We start from the raw sequence: 19742 nt of genomic DNA on the forward strand, positions 1-19742 counted from the left end.
GAACCCCATGTACCGAATCATAGCCAATGAGGCTGATTTTCTTGTTATTTCTAAATCGCCGAATGTGCATTTTCACAGCCAAGATGGCACTGCGGGTGTCGTTGCGCAGTTGGAGCAGGATTTAGGGATAAAACTCTTTGCCGTGCATCGGCTCGATACCCCTACCTCAGGGCTGTTACTGTTAGCCAAACATTCGGCGGCAGCTCGGCAGTTGACTGAGCTTTTTCGCGCCCATCGAGTGCAGAAATACTATCTTGCCCTCGCCAAAGGTAAGCCTAAAAAGAAGCAAGGCTGGGTGATTGGCGATATGGCCAAATCCCGCCGCAGTATGTTTAAGTTACTACGTACCAAAGAAAATCCAGCGATTACCCAATTCTTTTCCGTCAGTGTTGGCGATGGGCTAAGGCTGTATTTGCTCAAACCCCATTCGGGGAAAACCCATCAGTTACGGGTCGCGCTTGCTAGCCTTGGGGTACCGATTTTAGGCGATGCCCTCTATGGCTCCGATGTCGCCGACCGCTGTTATCTGCACGCCTATTGCCTGCATTTTCGTTATCAACATGGAGATGGCAGTTGGCAGGATTATGCGTATCTTGATATGCCTGAGCAGGGTGAGCTCTTTTTAACTGAGACTGTCAGTGAGGCGCTGACATTTTGGCAAGCACCAGAGACTTTAGATTGGCCTGAACGATAGGTGTTTATTGGGAGGGGAATGCTTGGCAGATCCGGTCGCGCCCCTCAGATTTTGCTTGATACATGGCATGATCGGCTTCAATCAATAGTTTGTCTGGCTGACATCCTTGGTAAATCGTGGCGTAACCCACGCTTGCGCAAAGTTGGACTTTTTTATCCTGCCAGTGAATTGGGTTTTCCCTCAGTATCCGATGTAATTTATCCGCAACGGCTCTTGCGGATGGTGCGCTTGTGGCTGGCAGTAAAACCAAAAACTCTTCCCCACCATGACGACACAGGACATCGTGTTCCCGTAATACCGAGTTAAATAATCTTGCCGCCGTCAGCAGGGCGAGGTCACCAACATCATGACCATAGTGATCATTTATGTGTTTGAAATGGTCGAGATCGAGCAAGATCACGCTATAAGGCTCTGCATTTTTCTGCCAGCGTTGGTGGGTTGTGGTGAGTCTTTTTTGCATTGCGCGTCGATTCCACAGCCCTGTGAGCTGGTCTTTTTCAGCCAACATTCTGATTTTACTCACCAGACGAGTCATCGCATTACCTATCATCAGGATATTGATAAGTAAGGCTAAGAACACATAAAACCACAGCACAGGAATGGCTTCAATCGTGTGCATGGCAATAAATATTGGCGTTTCACTCGGCGATAACAGGGCGATGAAAAACCGAATCATGAAGATGATAGCCATCGCGATTAAGGGGGTGATCATGGCAATCGCTATCTTATTGCCAGTCTCTCTGCGGATAGCGTAATAGTTATCTCGACTGAGCATCACAAAAGATAGTGCTGCATTGGCTGAAAAAATCATGGCGAGTATCGGCTGAGATTGGACATTTGGGGGAACCATCAACATGAGTGCTGCGGTGATTGCGAGCATAGTGAGATCGAGTTTAGTGCTGTGCTGTAAGCGGAACAGATATTGTGTGCCCCAACGCAGCATGATAAATCCGAGTAAGATAACAATATCTGCGCAAAACCAGTAGAGGTAACTATTTGATTCGGTTCTTAGAGTGTTGAGAATGATGCCGATAAACACACAGATATTCGCAAGGGAAAAACGTATGCTGGCTAATTTGGCAATGTTCAATGGTTTGGCGATTAATCCCCATGCAATAGCGGCTGTACCTGTCAGTAGACAAATAAATTTAATCAGTAAAAGCGCTTGGGGATCAAATTCCATGGCGGCGTTCAATTTTCCTTTAACTATAGATGGCTTTTGGCATTTTTGTTGAAATGGGCTGAATGTTAAGTGAAGACCTGTGCCACAACGCCCAAGCCACAGGTTGATAATGCAATGGTTGCAAACCGGTGGGCTAACGACGAAGTTAAAAACTGCTTACTCGTCATTTATTACGGTTTAAGGATGGCCTGCTGTCGATATAAACAAATGACTATGAGTCATTATTGCGATTCTATTGCCTCCCGTTGTGGTATTTTTAAACGCGGGCGTAGGCAAAGATCTGTTAATTATCATAGTGCTGTGTTTATTTTTCGGGTTTCTGCCTTACCGTTGTCACTAAGGCATAGCGTGTTTCAATGAGCCAATAAAAAGCGCAACCTAAGTTGCGCTGATTATCAATTCAACCCGAGGCATTTATTAAAACGCTACGGTATAACCTATAGTGGCAGTACGACCCATACCTTTGAAATAACGATCATTTGTACCCATGGTTTGTGAGTAGTAGTTGAAATAGTCCTTATTAAACAGGTTTTGTACACCAATGCTTAAGGTACCCGTGTAGAGCGGCATTGAAAATGACGCGTCGACAGTGGTGTAACCATCAAACTCGGCATATTTAGCACCTTTGGCATTTTCAAAATCACGGTCCATAAAGTAATTTGCTTGAACACGTGTCGACATTTCATTATCGAAGTTGTGGGTCCAGAATAAGTTGATACGATTCGGGGAAATATTGGCGCCATCGAGATCGGTATCGACCTTATTATCGCCGTTTACATCGTATTCGCCCCGTTGCAGTGCGATGTTCATGCCCAAATCATCATTGCTTGTCAGATAAGCGGTGACATTCGCTTCGATACCATCAATGACGCTTTTTTCACGTTTTACATCATAGAAACCGTCGCTGTTTAAGGCTAAACGGGCACCAAAATCGGTAGCAGAACGGTAGTAAGCAATCTTAGCACTTAAGAAACTACCTTGATAATCGGCACCCAATTCAACGTTATCCGTCACGATTGGAGTTAAGGCTAAAGAGTCACTAATGCTTGGATTGGCGCCGGGGAAACTGTTTCCGTCACGCAGAATACGGCCAATGTCCGGCATGCCAAAACCTTGGTTGTAGCTAGTGTAGACGCGGATATCCGGCGTGATTTTATAGGATAAACCGACATTGAATAAGGTTTCATCAAAGGTGGCTTCGCCCCCCGCGATTTGCTTATTGCCAGCGCCATAGAGGGTTTTGTAGTCATCAACATTGAGGGTAGCGTGTTCGTAACGCACACCGGTTGATACGGTTAAATCTTTAATTAAATCATAGTCTAACTGTAGATACGGTGCGAAGTTATCATAGGTGCTTTCAGGTACCCAAGAGAACCCAGTTTTCACTAAGTCCTGTTCAGTCGTATCGCGGAACAAGTCGATACCATAGGCCGCATCGATGCCAGTATCTGCAATGTTTTTCGCGATTAACGAAGTTTTTAGGCCCCATTTAACCGAAGAGTTGCGTGATTGCTCGTAGTATAAGTGCTCGCCTTTGCTATTTACGCCACATTGAACCACTTGATCGCTGCCTTCAAAGGAAGGATCGTAGAAGCTATCGAAGCAACCACCGCCGTACACCGCTTTAAAGTCTTGATTAAACAACTGCATGTTGAGCTGTTGGCCTGCAATGTTTTCGTGGCTATAGGTCAAACTGGTGGTGGTGACTTGGTTATTAGCCGCTTCCCAGGGCTGTTTTTGTTCCACGGCACCGGTTGGAATACCATTGGGTTTATTACCTGCTACGGCCATCCAGTCGCCATTGTTATCCATGTTGTAATGGTTAACCATCAGCTCTAGGCGTGACTCGGTAAAGTTGTGGCCTAATTTGATGAAGAAGTCCTTACTCTGGCTATCCATGGACTCGCCTTGCGTGGTATCCACCCCAATCACATCGTGATTGGCATCGTAGTAAACCCCGTTATTGCGATAGCTGACCGAGCCTAGCATATCGATCAATTCTGACTCGCCTGAAAACGCATAGCTGGCACCAAAACTGACACCGTTAGACTTGAGTGAGTCAGGGACTGTGACATCAAAGCTAGCGACGTGCTGGTTATCACCCGTGGGCTTTTTGGTGATGTAGTTGATAATACCGCCCTGTGCGCCTAGGCCGTGCATCGCATTGGCGCCGTGAATAATTTCAATGCGTTCAATCATTGCAGGATCGATAGTTTGTCCTGAACGACCACCGCTGCGCAGCGGGTTCGATTGCGGCACGCCATCGATCATAATTAATGGTGCACGACCACGCAGGGTTTCACCCGTATTACTCATCTTTTGGCGGCTAGGTGAAAAGCTTGGTGCTAAGTTGCCGATAATGGTCGACAGATCTTTGGTGGTGCGGAACTGTTCTTCGAGTTGCACGCGGTCGATAATGGTCACTGTATTAGGAATCGAGCTTGGGGATTTGTCCATACGGCTCGCGGTCACGGTAATTCTTTCTATTTCTTTGTTTTTATTTATTTCCGTGTCGGATTTTTCTTGTGCAATAGCGGATTGGGTGAGTGCTGCAAAGACAGCGAGAGCAACAAACGAGGTTTTGAACGTCATATAACTTCCTGCTAAGGGCGTGTGAATTTGCTACACCGAATTCCTTGGCATCAGACTCTTCCGTTAAACAACATTGCAAATGATAGTGATTTTTATTAACTGCGAATAATAAGGAAGTCATTCAAGGTTGTCTAGTCGATCTGTAAATCAAACGAGCTAAAATGTGGCGTTTTTTTGCAACTTGTGACTCGGATAGCAATTATAGGTGTATTAAGATTGAGGGTTTATCTTCATCCTACTGATTTGTTGCTGTGGCTAAGGATGACTATAATAGCGGCTTTAATTGTGCCTAAATACAACCCTTATGAACCGCAAAAAGAAAATTAATCAAACACTTAAGCAGAAGGCGAAAAAAGCTAATGCCAAGCTTCACACCAGTAATAAACCTAAATATATCGCTAAGGCCGAACGAGTTGCACAGGCTCTCGCGGCAGAAAATGAGCTAGAAGTGCCTGTCGAGTTAGCCGTTAATCTCTAACAGCTAAATCCTCAATAAAGCTTACTTAGCCTCTAAATACTCAATGGGATTGAGATAAAAAGCCTTTTTATATCCTTGGGTTGAAGTGTCTATTCGCCAAGGTCTTGGGAACAGGCTTAAAATGGAATAGTGCAAATGGGGTGGTTTACCTTGAGCATTGCCAGTCGTGCCGACTGTGCCTAGTGTTTCTCCACGTGTCGCGAATAAGCCTGTCGATGCTTCAATGCTGCCTAGGTGCGCAAAATAATGAATTTGCCATTTAGGGCCGAGTCCAACAACGACTTTTCCGCCTTTAAAAAAGTCACCTTTGTACAGCAGTAGCATGGGCGTTGGTGCGATAACCGGGGTACTCGTGACCGCAAAAATATCGATACCCTTGTGTGTGCCCGAACTTCCCCAAGGCTCATACCAAAAGGTTTGGCTATTCCAATCCTTATTCGTGGCACCTTTTACGGGGATGATAGGTTGTTCAGGTACCAAGCATCCGGCAAGGAAAAAGAGTGCGAGAGTGAATGCGGTATATTTCAGTTTCATTATTATCTCTTACATAAATCTTTTAGTGAAACTCACTGAATTCTCGCCAGTTTGTCGGATATTGCAGGCGCTCGGTTTCACCAAGTGATAACCAATAGGGTCGCCAAAACGCATCGCACCAAAACTCAAGGTTCCCTTGCAAACTCCCTAGTGTATCAGGATCAACATCGGGAAAACTTTCCCAAGGAGCAGGCGGCGCGGCCTTAAAGGTAATAAGCTGTTGCAATAGATTGATATCATTGGTGATGAGCAGTACGCAGAACCCCGCAAAATCTGCATATTGCTGTAAAAATACTGTTGTCTGTAGGTGGGTGTGATGCAGTACGCCATTAAATGGCGCGTCAGAATCTACATGTTCGAATCCCGCCTGGCAAAGTAAAGTGTCGAGTCGTTGTTTATCTTGTTCATTCAACAAGCAATGGAGTTGATAGGCGGATAATTCAGTCTCAGTTGTTGGAGTGACGAGGGGGTAGTCTTGGTGGCTAGGCAAAGTGAGACTCGCAGTTGCCTCGCCACCAAAGAGTGCTTGAAGATCCGTTGCCTGCGAGCGAGTTGTCGCTTTTATGGCAAATAGCTGTTTTACCCAGTTAAAAATCCCCATAGCTTATTCCTTAATGGCCATCGCAGGGTCGATAAAGCCGCCTGTTTCTGTTATCACCTTAGGGCTTATTGCCTCCCAGCGTAACCATCCTTTGGCGCGTGGTGCGTTTATATACCAGAGTCCAGCCCGTTGTTCTAAAACGAAATATTCCCTTGATGGGGCAAATGGGCCGGGGTTTTGTTGGGCGATTTCGATACTGTTGTCCGTGACGGCCGCGATAATGGCGACATGGCCATAGGGATTAAACATCCATGGGGCAAAGACCAGTAAATCATCAGCCACAGGTTTGCTTTGGCTGCCATTGGTAAATTGGCGCAGCGCACGTTTTTCATTCCAACTGCCATCAGTGAGCAGATTATCGAAGAAGTCCCTGGCATGCCCAAAACTGTCAGGCATTTTGTGTTGATATCGTTGGTAAAAGTAGCGCTTAACAAATTCAACGCATTGATATTTTATGCCGAGGTTATAGCCGTCGAGGGAGATGTTGCGTCCCTCATTCGTATTGACGCCACCGTTATAGTAAATCTCGATTCCATTGAGGGAGTCGATAATATCACCCACTTGGTGATCAGTGTTGAAGTGATAGCGTGTAAGCAACTGATAGCCGAGAAAACTGACGCTAAGCCCTAGGCCCACAATCAGCATCCATAAGCGAAAACCTTTAATCATCTTTAGTACGACATTCTCAAAAGATAAATTGATTCAGCATGATATAAGGCGGGATTGTATGCTGCTGTTGCTAAAGACGTCTAGCTGATAAGGGAGTGTGGCGGGAGCTTAATACTTTCGTACTGAGCGCTTGCACATCTTTAATTCGTCAGGCCGATAGCGTTAATGTGCTATCGGCCTGATGATATGTGCTTATTAACGCAAACTAACTTTACAGTAGCGCAGTTGCCAACAGATAGCCCACGGTTGATGCGGTACTAACACCAATCAGTCCTGGGATAATAAAGCTGTGGTTAATGATGAACTTACCAATTTTAGTGGTACCTGAGCGATCGAAACCGATACAGGCCAAATCGCTTGGATAAGTGGGCAGCACAAAGTAGCCATAACTGGCGGGTAAAAAAGCAATTAATAGCTTAGGATCGACACCTAAAGCTAATCCCATCGGTGCAATCGCCGTGAGCGCGGCCGCTTGGCTATTGACCAGTTTGGAGATTAAAAACAGCACTAGGGCATAGGTCCAAGGCTGGTTTTGCACCACGTGGGAGAGGTTTTCCTTCAGTACATCCATATGGCTGATAAAGTAAGTATCGCTCATCCACGCCACGCCAAATACCGAGAATATCGCCACCATACCCGCTTTAAAAACTGGACCATTGGCAATTTCAGCTGGCTTGACTTTGCAGCTCATCAAAATAAAAGCGCCTGCAATCAACATCATCATTTGGATCACTAGGTTCATCGACAGTGGTGCGAGCTTGCCTTTCTCTTCAAACACTGGACGCAGCTCGCTAAAGGAGCCAAGTAACACCACTGCGGCGATAGCGGCAAAGAAGATCCCTGTTGCCCAATACGCTTCTTTGGGGAAGGTTTGATTCAGCAGCGTTTCGCCCTTGTCGTAGATAAAGGCTCTTTGCACAGGATCTTGAATTCGCTCTTGAAACTCTTCGTCTTTATCTAAATCTTTGCCGCGACGTAGGCTCCACAGTGCCGCCACTAACACACCGCAAAGAGAGGCGGGCACCGACACCATTAAAATGTCTAGCATGCTGTAGGCATGGCCGACACCGTGCTGCGCCGCCAAAATCGATACCATAGAAACGACTGCGACTGATACAGGGGAGGCGCAAATCGCCATTTGTGAGGCGACGGAGGCGACCGCCATTGGGCGTTCTGGGCGAATGTTTTTCTTCAGAGCAATGTCAGAGATAATCGGGAACATGGTGTAAACCACATGGCCTGTACCGCACAAAAAGGTGAGCGTCCATGTAGTTAACGGTGCCAGAATGGTGATGTACTGTGGATGGCGGCGCAGTAAACGTTCGGCAAACTGCATCATCACATCTAAGCCGCCTGCGGTTTGCAATACTGCGGCACAACCAATAACCGCAAGAATGGTTAACATCACTTGCACTGGTGGCTGTCCGGGGGCGAGACCAAAGACAAACGTCAGTAAAAATAAACCTATACCACTTATCAACCCGAGCCCCATACCACCATAGCGGGTGCCCAGTAGCAAGCAGCCGAGTACGACAATAAATTCCATTAAAATCATTTTGATTTACCCCTGCGGAACCTGCCGCGCTATTTGTATTAGGACTAGCTGTATTTGGCGTTATTTTGCGAGGCGATTGACTTTGATAACTTGCGCTGGCGCAAGGTGTAAATAAAAAGTGGCATTAGATTTTTCATAAATTTGAGCTAGCGCTAGAAACGTGTCGCCAGAAGTTGCATCCTTGTTAACTCGGAAGCGCTAATGACGCCTGTAGCCAAGTGAAACATGCCCTAGTACTTGCTCCGGTAAAAATAACCATAACAATCGCCAAGGATGTCCAAGTGAAACCTGCCACCTATAATACCGAAGCCTTCGATGAGTGGATCCGCAGCCGCTTTGTAGAACTCAACTCGCAGCTCGAACAGCTTTATGACCAGCAGACCGACCGTGCCAATGTGCAGGGGATTGGCACTGAGCTTAAGCACACTTTGGAAAGCGAAGGGCGAGAGCTGATTAAAGCTTTGCTCGATGAGGGTAATACCGACGAAGGCTTTGATAGTGCTTTTGATTTACTGGGCAATGTTGGCCTGTATATGGCCGCCTGCCGTCGCCATGAAATTACCGAACCCACGCGGGAAACTACCTCGCCACTTCTTGAAGCTTCAGCATTGGCGATGCATATCGGCGCCTCAATTGGAGTCACGCCGCGCTTTGCTACCGCCCATTTAACCACCCATAACCGCGCCCATAATGGTATCTACAAACGTTTTACCGATCTGCCCGATGAAAAACTGTTTGTGGATTACAACACTAAAGGCATTTTGGCCTATAAACGTGCCGCTGATGCGCTATTAAAAATCCAGCCTTTGGGGATTTCTCATCCAATTAGTCACGATTTACTGCGCGTCGCTAAGCAGGCATTGCAGGATGTGATTGATTCGAATACGCAGTTATTCAATCGTTTAGATACGGACCGTTTCTTCTACTGTGTCCGCCCATATTACAAACCCTATCGGGTTGGTTCTGTGGTGTATCGTGGCGCCAATGCGGGCGACTTTGCCGGGATTAACGTTATCGATTTAACCCTAGGTTTATGTTTTGCCAACGAAGCATCTTATTCGCAAATGCTGGTGGATAAGTTTTTATACATGATGCCGGAGGATCAGCAAATCTTGCGGGAATGCATGCGCCGCCCTAATTTGATGGATGACTTTTTGCAGGCCAAGGGCTGTGTGCATCAGGACTGGTATCAAGAAAATCTCAAGCTGTTTATCGAAGTCTGTGAATTACATGGGCAAACTGCGATTCAACATCACAATGAATTAGTGACTAAGTATATTGCTGAGCCTTCGGTCAGCATGGGACAACAACATTTAGCCAAAGTGACCGCCAGCGGCCCACCATTGCATGTACTGCTTGCCTCCCTTGAGCGTTTAAGGGATAGACGCGCGGCCGTATTACGTGACGATATTCGCACCCGTTATTATGATTTGAAAAAACTCAAAGACAGTTTGAGGTAAGGCCATGCTGCTAAATGTAAAACAGGACTTTTGCCTCGCAGGCCCTGGATATCTGCTTAACCATTCCGTGGGACGACCACTTAAATCGACTGAACAGGCGTTTAAGCAGGCGTTTTTTGCACCTTGGCAGGAGTCTGGCCGCGAGCCTTGGGGTCAATGGTTAGGTGTCATCGATAACTTTACCGCGGCGCTGGCAAGCCTTTTTAATGGTCAGCCGCAGGAATTTTGCCCGCAGGTGAATCTATCGAGCGCATTGACCAAGTTGGTGATGTCACTGGATAGATTAAATCGCGATGGCGCCGTGGTGCTGATGAGCGAGATTGATTTTCCCAGCATGGGATTCGCCCTTAAAAAGGCATTGCCCGCAAGTTGTGAACTGCGCTTTATTCCCAAGGGCTTAGATGTTACCGACCCCAATGTGTGGGACGCACATATCAGCGACGATGTCGATTTAGTCTTTGTTAGTCACGCCTATTCAAACACGGGACAACAGGCCCCCCTCGCGCAGATTATTCCCCTTGCCCGTGAGCGGGGCTGTTTGAGCCTTGTGGATGTGGCGCAATCGGCTGGGATTTTGCCGCTGGATTTAGCCAAGTTACAACCGGATTTTATGATTGGCTCGAGTGTGAAATGGTTATGCTCCGGCCCCGGCGCTGCGTATCTGTGGGTTAATCCTGCCATCTTGCCCGAATGTCAGCCACAGGATGTGGGTTGGTTTAGCCATGAAAATCCCTTCGAGTTTGATATTCATGATTTTCGCTATCATCCAACAGCGTTGCGGTTTTGGGGCGGCACGCCTTCTATCGTCCCCTACGCTATTGCCGCCCATAGTATTCAATATTTTGCCAATATTGGCTCACAGGCGATGCGTGAGCATAACTTGCAACTGATGGCTCCAGTGGTACAGGCATTGGACAATGAGCTCGTCTCGCCGAGGGCAATCGATAAGCGTAGCGGTACGCTGATTTTGCAATTTGGCGAGCGGCAAGCGCCGATCATGGCGGCATTGGCTGAGGCGAATATCAGTGTCGATGCCCGCAGTTTAGGGATACGCGTATCGCCACATATTTATAACGATGAGGCCGATATCCTAAGGTTACTGGAGGTAATAAAAGCCCATCGTTAACGGATTGAATTTGGCTTACTCAGCCGACATGGCGTAATAGCCTTGAACAGGGAGCATGGCTCTGGGGCACCAAGGCGCCCCCTAATGCCGATGTCGTTAACCCATGCCCTGAGGCTGAGGTCATTTATGGGGGTGAATATGCTTAAATGCTGTAGCTGTAGTGGCAGAACATAGAACGCGGGGTTCGGAGCTTGGGATTACTGGGCGTGATAGCCAAATCGACTGGCAGCATCACGGTATCGACGATCAGCGAGCTACCCATATCGACCAGTGTCAGAGGGATAGTAAACAGTAGCAGTGGCGGGGCGGATAACGCAGAAACTATCGCACACTCCTCGCCATTATCAACAGCCGTTTGAACACTGGAGAAAGAATGCCCCCAAGTTGAATTTTCTCCCATCCTCGATGTTATTGTTGCACATCCCGTGAGAGAACAGCACACGACCAAGCAAGTCAACCAACGCATAACCACTCCATTGTTTATATGTGAAAAACCGCATTGTTTCGGTATGAGCGACTCGCTTGATTAACTTTGGGCGTTAGTCTTATGGAACCCGAACTGGTTTTGTTCGACACCGATATATTCAGTTTTAGCAAGTCGGCATTCTAACCACATGAATATATGTGTCAATTATTCAGCAGCAGTAATGAGACAACAGTAAAGAGACTCCCAACTTTAGTGTCGCTGTAGTTAACGCCTCTGCCTATAAGTTAGTTTTATATCGCGTTTAGCTCAGTCTTAAACGACATCTGTCCCTATTGTTGTTATTGCAGTGGTGTCTGCTGGTATGCTTTCTTTTGATGATAAATAAGTGGTTGGCTATGTCGCCATTTAGAGAAAAGTGTTGGTCATTGCACTAGCATGAAAGTAGCGTATACCTTCAAGAAACAAAAAGCCCCATCAGCAAAACTGTTGGGGCTTTGATACTTTATGCATGCATTTATACAGTGAGTAATTGCATGCATCTAGCCATTACAGGCTGTAGTACATTTCAAACTCTAATGGGTGAGTTGTACGGCTTACACGCTCAGCTTCTGCAGATTTCAGTGCAATGTAAGACTGGATGAAATCTTCGCTAAATACACCGCCGCGAGTTAAGAACTCGTGGTCAGCTTGCAGGTTTTCAAGGGCGTTTTCTAATGAAGTCGCTACTTGTGGGATTTCAGCCGCTTCTTCTGCTGGTAGATCGTACAAGTCTTTATCCATCGCTTCGCCTGGATGGATCTTGTTTTGGATACCGTCGATACCCGCCATCAGCAGTGCTGCGAAACCTAAGTATGGGTTTGCATGTGGATCTGGGAAGCGAGTTTCGATACGACGACCTTTAGGGCTTGGTACCACTGGAATACGGATTGAAGCGCTGCGGTTACGTGCTGAGTAAGCTAACATCACTGGCGCTTCGAAGTGTGGTACTAAACGCTTGTAAGAGTTAGTGCTTGGGTTAGTGAAAGCGTTCAGTGCGCGAGCGTGCTTGATGATACCACCGATGTAGTACAGTGCAGTTTCACTTAAACCAGCGTATTTGTCGCCTGCGAACAGGTTTACGCCATCTTTCGCCAGAGATTGGTGAACGTGCATACCGCTACCGTTGTCGCCAACGATTGGCTTAGGCATGAAAGTCGCAGTCTTACCGTAGGCGTGAGCCATGTTGTGTACTACGTACTTCAGAATTTGGATTTCGTCCGCTTTCTTAGTCAGAGTGTTGAAGCGAGTTGCGATTTCGTTTTGACCCGCAGTCGCCACTTCGTGGTGGTGAGCTTCAACTACTTGACCCATTTCTTCGAGCACTAAACACATAGCGCTACGTAAGTCTTGTGATGAGTCAACAGGCGCAACTGGGAAGTAACCGCCTTTCACGAATGGACGGTGACCAGTGTTGCCACCTTCGTAGCTAGTGCCAGAGTTCCATGCCGCTTCTTTAGCGTCGATTTTCACGAAACAACCAGACATGTCAGTACCGAAACGAACATCGTCGAACAGGAAGAATTCTGGTTCTGGTCCAACTAATACAGTGTCAGCGATACCGGTAGAGCGTAAGTATTCTTCCGCTTTTTTCGCGATAGAACGTGGGTCGCGGTCATAACCAGTCATAGTGCCTGGCTCGAGAATGTCACAGCGGATCAGTGCAGTGGTTTCTTCGGTGAATGGGTCCAGTACAAACGTCGTTGGGTCTGGCATCAGTACCATGTCTGATTCGTTAATGCCTTTCCAGCCAGCGATTGACGAGCCGTCAAACATTTTACCGTCTTCGAAGAAGTCAGCGTCTACCTGATGAGCTGGAATAGATACGTGCTGCTCTTTACCTTTGGTGTCGGTAAAACGTAAATCAACAAACTTAACTTCTAATTCTTCAAGTTGCTTTAAAACTGATTCAACTGACATTCTCAAGTCTCCGGTAGGGTAAAGGGATGTCCCTTCTATAATCTTTTAACTCAAGTTGTGCTTGAGCAAAACTTACTAGCTATAAAGCGATATCTATGCCAACAATTTAAATTATTGATAATTAATGAATATGTGTTTTATTTCACTATCTTTAACTCTGTGTTGCACTTTATTGGTGCGCTTTGATGTGGCATTTTGGTGCATTAATCCATTTTGGTGCGCGCCATTCGCCCCCATTTTAGTGCAGTGACGATGAGCATCGGCTTGCTTGGTTAATTCATACCCATATTCAAGCTGAGCAGCATACTCGCTGTTAGCCTGTTACTATCCATTAGGCTCAGCAAAGCAGAATGAATTTAGCATATAAATAAGTCTAGATAACCGCGTAAGGTCACTGTTTTCAGTGCTCGCCATAATGTCACAAAACAGTGAGATGCTAAGCTGTTTTTCTGATAATGATTTTGGCTTGTTTTCATTGCTTATCATTAAAAATCAATTGATTAGTCTTGTTGTTCTTAGGTGGGAATAGAGTTTATTGAAACTGCGTCTAAAGCCATTTATTGAGGCTATCGAGAAAATACTTAGGTAGCGGTTTGGCATACTGATGTGTTTGGACGAAAAAACGGGTCTGCCGAATTGGGGTTATTCGCTATACTTATGGCGGCCTTAAGCGCATAGTCTGCTACGCCATTCCCCTGAAGAATAGTTATTTCAGCTGGTTAGTCGTACTGACGTCGAAATAATATGGCAAATTGCCTGCGCTGAAACGGTGCATTTGGGTTATTTGTCTTATCGCCATAACTGATTCGTTAGCATAGGCCCTAAAAAATAGTTTTATAAGTGTTCAAAAATAATCCTGTGCGATATGGCCGCTCTGGAGTAGAATGTCACGCTTTTTTATGGCGACTCAACGTAGATTGCTGTAACGAATATTGTAATATCCCTAATTTTGTTTGATGGTAAGAGGTTTATCCGTGCTAGAGAATTTACGTAACATCGCCATTATTGCACACGTTGACCATGGCAAAACGACCCTGGTGGACAAGTTGCTGTCGCAATCAGGAACCCTTGCAACCCGGGGAGAAGCTACTGAGCGGGTGATGGACTCCAACGATCTTGAAAAGGAGCGTGGAATCACGATTCTGGCAAAGAATACTGCCATCAAGTGGAACGATTATCGTATCAACATCGTTGATACCCCTGGCCACGCCGACTTCGGTGGTGAGGTTGAGCGTGTTCTGTCTATGGTTGACTCAGTATTGTTGCTGGTTGATGCCGTTGATGGTCCAATGCCACAAACTCGCTTCGTAACCAAAAAAGCGTTTGCCCAAGGCTTAAAGCCAATCGTTGTTATCAACAAGATTGACCGTCCAGGTGCTCGCCCTGATTGGGTTATCGACCAAGTATTCGACCTGTTCGATAACTTAGGTGCAACTGACGAACAATTAGATTTTCCAATCGTTTATGCTTCTGCATTAAACGGTTTTGCAACCTTAGATCCAGATGTTGTCAGCGAAGATATGACGCCACTGTTCCAGACTATCGTTGAAAAAGTGTCATCACCTGATGCTGATGCGGATGGTCCATTCCAGATGCAAATTTCTCAGCTCGATTACAACTCTTACGTGGGTGTTATCGGTGTGGGTCGCATTAACCGTGGTAGCATCAAGACTAACCAACAGGTGAGCGTGATCGGTGCCGACGGTAAAGTACGCAACGGTAAAATGGGCCAAGTATTAGGTTACATGGGCTTAGAGCGTACCGAAGTTGATGTAGCAAATGCGGGCGATATCGTGGCGATCACCGGTTTGGGTGAGCTTAAAATTTCGGACACAGTGTGCGCCGCTGGCAATGTAGAGGCGATGCCGCCTTTATCTGTTGACGAGCCAACGCTGACCATGACTTTCCAAGTTAACACTTCACCTTTTGCGGGTAAAGAAGGTAAGTACGTGACTTCACGTAACATTCTTGAGCGTCTGCAACAGGAATTAGTGCACAACGTGGCACTGCGTGTTGAAGAAACCGATAGCCCAGACCGTTTCGCGGTATCTGGCCGTGGTGAATTACACTTATCTATCCTGATCGAAAACATGCGTCGTGAAGGTTACGAATTAGCGGTTTCTCGCCCAGAAGTTATCTTAAAAACCATCGATGGCGAACTGTGTGAACCATACGAAACCCTGACCGTTGACGTTGAAGAAGAGCATCAAGGTACAGTCATCGAGAAGCTGGGTATCCGTAAGGCTGAGATGAAAGATATGCAGCTTGACGGTAAAGGCCGCGTGCGCGTTGACTTTATCATCCCAAGCCGTGGCTTAATTGGTTTCCAAACTGAGTTCTTAACTGCAACTTCTGGTACTGGTCTGATTTACCACTCATTCGATCACTACGGTCCGCACAAAGGTGGCGATATCGGTCAACGTGCTAACGGCGTATTGATCTCTAACGCTACGGGTAAGGCGCTGACATTCGCACTGTTCGGTCTGCAGGACCGCGGTCGTCTGTTTATTGGCCACGCAGCCGAAGTTTACGAAGGTCAAGTTGTGGGTATTCACTCACGTTCTAACGACCTGACAGTTAACTGTTTGAAAGGTAAGCAGCTGACTAACATGCGTGCTTCTGGTACTGACGAAGCTCAAGTACTGACTACGCCAATCACCTTAACTCTTGAGCAAGCGCTTGAGTTTATTGATGATGACGAATTAGTTGAAGTAACACCTAAGAGCATCCGTGTTCGTAAGAAACACTTAACTGAAAACGACCGTAAGCGCGCTAGCCGCGGTTAATGGTGGTTGTGGTGGGCACGTAAAGTGACTGCCATACAGTGAATAAAGCCCTGCTAAGGCAACTTAGCGGGGCTTTTTAATGGCTATATTTCAGGTTCATGTACTGAGCGTATGCAGTTACGACCTGCGGACTTCGCCAAGTAAAGGGCGGTATCTGCTTGGTGGACTAATTCTAAGGCATTATGTTTATCTGAGGGGAGTAAACACGCAACACCCACGCTGACCGTGACAATTCCTATGTCTGTTTTAATATGGGGTATAGCAAGCGATTGAATAAGTTGATGTACGTGCTTGGCGGTGTCGAGTGCGCTTTGGTGATCCGTATTGGGGAGTAAAATAACAAATTCTTCGCCGCCATAGCGTGCAACTAATTCACCTGCCCGACGACCTGATTGAGATAAGCTGTTCGCCAGCATCTTGAGACAGTCATCTCCTGCGAGATGGCCATAAAAATCATTAAATAATTTAAAGTGGTCAATATCGAGCATGATAAGCGAGAGTGGCGTGTTGTTGCGTTGCCCACGACTCCATTCCTTTTGCAGCATTTGATCAAACAATCTACGGTTGCCAATATTGGTTAACCCATCGGTATTGCTGAGTTTTTCGAGTCTGTTGTTCGCTTCGGCAAGTTCATAGGTTCGCGCTTGTATAATGGACTCTAGCTCTCGATTGCGCTCTTCTAAACTCGTCATCGGGTAAATTTCGCCTTGTTTTGCTAAACCATAGGGAATGGATATTCCACTATGGACGATTTTCCAATCGTTGCTTTCTTGGCGAAAAATCAGCACTAACCTTGCGGTTTCTTGGCTGAGTATCGAGTCTGGAATAGGGAGGTGTATATGGAAAAACGCTGTAATAACAATAATATCTTCGGCAAGATCCTGTAGTGAAAGATCTAACACTTCAATATGGATCCGTTCGGGGACTTGGGCGAAGTCCTGACGGGTTATTTTTACCCATTCATCTTTACTGGTGACAAGAATATCGCTGCTACCTGCATAACCACTAAAAGTATCGCTAAAGCGGGCTGTGAGTTTGTCATCCCGTGCAGCGTACATCTCAATATATTCATCAAAAAGTGACTGCATAAGTTGCAAGCGTCTCTGTCGCATAGATTCACCTCAAGTAAGAATATAAGCGTTTTATTTTTCTTATTTGAGATGAGTATTAGTGATAAAACCATCTTCCGTTCTGATTAAAATCAAGATAGTGATGTAAAAACCACCAATAGTGTGATCTGTGCCCGCTTTTTGAGCTAGGGTTTGCTGTTCTTGTTACAGTTACCTAGCTTTAGTGGCAGAAGTTTGAAATGTTGTCATTTTGCTTGTTTAGTATACAGACCGAATGGTGCATTAATCGTCATTTTGGAACAGTGCAGAAGGGATTAATGCAAACGATAAACGTTTTAGAAGACGTCCAAACCAGATAAGCCTAATGACGCCTTATAGGGTCATTCCCTTCGTTAGCCATAAGTAAAGGAATATTCCATGGACAAGACTCAACACTCTCAAGGTAAATGCCCCGTGATGCATGGGGCAAATTCAGCCGTTGCCAGCAACAATATGGATTGGTGGCCTAAGGCACTTAATCTCGATATTTTGCATCAGCATGATAAGAAGACGGATCCCATGGATCCCAACTTTAATTACCGTGAAGCCTTTAAGACCCTTGATCTCGCTGCCGTGAAGCAGGACTTGCATTCCCTTATGACCGATAGCCAAGATTGGTGGCCAGCCGATTGGGGGCATTATGGTGGCTTGATGATCCGCATGGCATGGCACTCTGCGGGAACCTATCGCATTGCCGATGGCCGTGGCGGTGCGGGGACGGGTAATCAACGCTTTGCCCCACTCAATAGCTGGCCCGATAACGCCAACCTTGATAAAGCCCGCCGTTTACTCTGGCCGATTAAGAAAAAATACGGCAACAAACTCTCATGGGCAGATTTGATGATCCTCGCGGGTAATGTGGCCTACGAGTCTATGGGCTTAAAAACCTATGGATTTGCCGGCGGTCGAGAGGATATTTGGCATCCTGAAAAAGACATTTATTGGGGCTCTGAAAAACAATGGCTTGCGCCAAGTGATAATCCTAACAGCCGTTATTCGGGCGCGCGTGACCTTGAAAATCCCTTAGCTGCCGTAATGATGGGGCTGATTTATGTGAATCCTGAAGGGGTTGATGGTAAACCCGATCCACTGCGCACCGCTCAAGATGTGCGTGTCACTTTTGCACGAATGGCGATGAATGATGAAGAAACCGTGGCCTTAACCGCCGGTGGTCATACGGTGGGCAAATGCCATGGCAATGGTAAGGCACAGGATCTTGGCCCTGAACCCGAGGGCGAAGAACTTGAGGCCCAAGGTTTGGGCTGGCTCAACAAAAAAGGCCCAGGCACTGGCGCGAATACCGTTACCAGTGGTCTCGAAGGCGCTTGGACGACTCATCCCACTCAATGGGATAACGGTTATTTTCACCTACTGTTAAATTACGATTGGGAATTGAAAAAAAGCCCCGCGGGCGCCTCTCAGTGGGAACCTATTAATATTAAAGAGGAAGATAAAGTCGTCTCAGTGGGCGACCCGAATCGCAAGTTTAACCCCATCATGACCGATGCGGATATGGCGATGAAAATGGACCCCGAGTATCGCAAGATCTCCGAGAAGTTTTATCAAGATCCCGCCTATTTCTCCGAGGTATTTGCCCGTGCTTGGTTTAAGTTAACTCACCGCGATCTGGGGCCTAAGAGCCGTTATTTAGGGCCAGAAGTGCCGAGTGAAGAGCTGATTTGGCAAGACCCCATCCCAACCGTTGATTATCGTTTGGATGCCAGTGAGATTGTCGACCTGAAGGCGAAATTATTAGCCTCGGGACTCAGTGTTTCCGAATTGGTCGCAACCGCGTGGGACAGCGCGCGCACCTTCCGAGGCTCGGATTTCCGCGGTGGCGCCAATGGCGCACGGATCCGTTTAGCACCACAAAAAGATTGGCAGGCCAACGAACCCGAGCGTTTGCAAAAAGTATTGCAGGTGTTGAGCGCGTTGCAGGCAAGCTTAAGCAAAAAGGTCAGTATTGCCGACTTGATTGTCCTCGGTGGCGCTGCGGCGATTGAAAAGGCCGCCCACGCTGCGGGAGTCAATATCACAGTACCTTTCATGCCTGGCCGTGGTGATGCCACGCAGGAAATGACCGATGTGGAATCCTTTGCCGTACTTGAGCCTTTGCACGATGCGTATCGTAACTGGCAGAAAAAGGATTATATAGTTCAGCCCGAGGAGATGATGCTCGATCGCACTCAACTTATGGGGTTAACCGCCCATGAGATGACAGTGTTGGTTGGGGGAATGCGGGTGTTGGGCACTAACTATGGCGGTACACGCCACGGCGTGTTTACCGACAAAGTGGGTGTGTTAACTAATGATTTCTTTGTGAATCTTACCGACATGGCCTACAACTGGAAGCCTGCGGGTACTAATTTGTATGAGATAGTCGAGCGTAAAACTGGCGCAGTGAAGTGGACCGCTACCCGTGTCGATCTGGTGTTTGGCTCTAACTCGATTTTGCGCTCCTATGCTGAGGTTTATGCGCAGGATGATGCCAAAGAGAAGTTTGTGCATGACTTTGTGGCCGCTTGGACTAAGGTAATGAATGCCGACAGGTTCGATTTGGCTTAGTCACTGG

The 19742-nt window shown here is 46.8% G+C and carries 16 protein-coding genes; 7 read left to right on the forward strand and 9 right to left on the reverse strand.

The annotated features are described in order from the left end of the window. Window positions 1-7: 7 nt before the first annotated feature. Window positions 8-694, forward strand: a complete 687-nt coding sequence (locus tag JM642_RS01600; RefSeq protein ID WP_203432552.1) for a TIGR01621 family pseudouridine synthase — start codon at window positions 8-10, stop codon at window positions 692-694. Window positions 695-698: 4 nt separating this feature from the next. On the opposite strand, the gene JM642_RS01605 is transcribed toward JM642_RS01600, so the two are convergent. Next, window positions 699-1877: a GGDEF domain-containing protein gene (locus tag JM642_RS01605; RefSeq protein WP_037423166.1), complete on the reverse strand. Its 1179-nt coding sequence runs from the start codon at window positions 1875-1877 to the stop codon at window positions 699-701. Between the two features lie 220 nt (window positions 1878-2097). On the opposite strand from JM642_RS01605, the gene JM642_RS01610 reads away from it, so the two are divergent. Continuing rightward, on the forward strand, window positions 2098-2217 hold the full coding sequence (locus JM642_RS01610) for a YqaE/Pmp3 family membrane protein (protein ID WP_229777800.1): 120 nt from the start codon (window positions 2098-2100) through the stop codon (window positions 2215-2217). Between the two features lie 77 nt (window positions 2218-2294). On the opposite strand, the gene JM642_RS01615 is transcribed toward JM642_RS01610, so the two are convergent. Continuing rightward, window positions 2295-4469: a TonB-dependent receptor gene (locus JM642_RS01615; RefSeq protein ID WP_037423169.1), complete on the reverse strand. Its 2175-nt coding sequence runs from the start codon at window positions 4467-4469 to the stop codon at window positions 2295-2297. A 304-nt stretch (window positions 4470-4773) separates the two neighbouring features. On the opposite strand from JM642_RS01615, the gene JM642_RS01620 reads away from it, so the two are divergent. Then, window positions 4774-4947, forward strand: coding sequence for a DUF2986 domain-containing protein (locus tag JM642_RS01620; protein WP_037423172.1), 174 nt, complete (start codon window positions 4774-4776; stop codon window positions 4945-4947). 21 nt (window positions 4948-4968) lie between these two features. Here the strand turns inward: JM642_RS01620 and JM642_RS01625 are convergent, their stop codons facing one another. The 4 genes from JM642_RS01625 to JM642_RS01640 all read right to left on the reverse strand — a co-directional run bounded on the left by JM642_RS01625 (window position 4969) and on the right by JM642_RS01640 (window position 8306). Then, complete coding sequence (locus tag JM642_RS01625; RefSeq protein WP_203432553.1) at window positions 4969-5481, reverse strand: M23 family metallopeptidase; 513 nt, start codon at window positions 5479-5481, stop codon at window positions 4969-4971. Window positions 5482-5503: 22 nt separating this feature from the next. Then, the gene (locus tag JM642_RS01630) at window positions 5504-6082 is read right to left on the reverse strand and encodes a hypothetical protein (RefSeq protein ID WP_203432554.1); all 579 of its coding nucleotides are present in this window, start codon (window positions 6080-6082) and stop codon (window positions 5504-5506) included. A 3-nt stretch (window positions 6083-6085) separates the two neighbouring features. After that, entirely contained in the window at window positions 6086-6751 is a 666-nt protein-coding gene (locus JM642_RS01635; protein ID WP_172589164.1) for a CHAP domain-containing protein, read from the reverse strand. 211 nt (window positions 6752-6962) lie between these two features. Next, window positions 6963-8306 carry an anaerobic C4-dicarboxylate transporter gene (locus JM642_RS01640; protein WP_037423187.1) on the reverse strand — a complete coding sequence of 448 codons (1344 nt, stop codon included), beginning with the start codon at window positions 8304-8306 and terminating at the stop codon, window positions 6963-6965. A gap of 281 nt (window positions 8307-8587) precedes the next feature. On the opposite strand from JM642_RS01640, the gene JM642_RS01645 reads away from it, so the two are divergent. Both JM642_RS01645 and JM642_RS01650 read left to right on the forward strand, forming a co-directional pair. Then, window positions 8588-9766 (forward strand): monodechloroaminopyrrolnitrin synthase PrnB family protein, encoded by a 1179-nt coding sequence (locus JM642_RS01645; RefSeq protein ID WP_203432555.1) that lies wholly within the window; start codon window positions 8588-8590, stop codon window positions 9764-9766. 4 nt (window positions 9767-9770) lie between these two features. Continuing rightward, a complete protein-coding gene (locus JM642_RS01650) occupies window positions 9771-10892 on the forward strand; it encodes an aminotransferase class V-fold PLP-dependent enzyme (protein ID WP_172588049.1) in 1122 nt (373 codons plus the stop codon). A 142-nt stretch (window positions 10893-11034) separates the two neighbouring features. Here JM642_RS01650 and JM642_RS01655 read toward each other — a convergent pair whose 3' ends face one another. Together JM642_RS01655 and glnA are read right to left on the reverse strand one after the other, a co-directional pair. Further along, a complete protein-coding gene (locus tag JM642_RS01655; protein ID WP_229777784.1) occupies window positions 11035-11292 on the reverse strand; it encodes a YceK/YidQ family lipoprotein in 258 nt (85 codons plus the stop codon). 573 nt (window positions 11293-11865) lie between these two features. Beyond that, on the reverse strand, window positions 11866-13275 hold the full coding sequence (glnA, locus tag JM642_RS01660) for a glutamate--ammonia ligase (RefSeq protein WP_037425030.1): 1410 nt from the start codon (window positions 13273-13275) through the stop codon (window positions 11866-11868). 974 nt (window positions 13276-14249) lie between these two features. Between glnA and typA the strand changes: the two genes are divergently transcribed. After that, window positions 14250-16061 carry a translational GTPase TypA gene (gene typA, locus JM642_RS01665; RefSeq protein WP_203432556.1) on the forward strand — a complete coding sequence of 604 codons (1812 nt, stop codon included), beginning with the start codon at window positions 14250-14252 and terminating at the stop codon, window positions 16059-16061. A gap of 83 nt (window positions 16062-16144) precedes the next feature. Here the strand turns inward: typA and JM642_RS01670 are convergent, their stop codons facing one another. Then, window positions 16145-17173, reverse strand: a complete 1029-nt coding sequence (locus JM642_RS01670; protein ID WP_037423204.1) for a diguanylate cyclase — start codon at window positions 17171-17173, stop codon at window positions 16145-16147. 375 nt (window positions 17174-17548) lie between these two features. Here JM642_RS01670 and katG point away from each other — a divergent pair, with 375 nt between their 5' ends. Next, a complete protein-coding gene (gene katG, locus JM642_RS01675) occupies window positions 17549-19735 on the forward strand; it encodes a catalase/peroxidase HPI (protein WP_047539714.1) in 2187 nt (728 codons plus the stop codon). Window positions 19736-19742 lie beyond the last annotated feature (7 nt).

Origin of the sequence: Shewanella sp. LZH-2, assembly GCF_016859145.1 — a bacterium.
Classification (GTDB): Bacteria; Pseudomonadota; Gammaproteobacteria; order Enterobacterales; family Shewanellaceae; genus Shewanella; species Shewanella xiamenensis.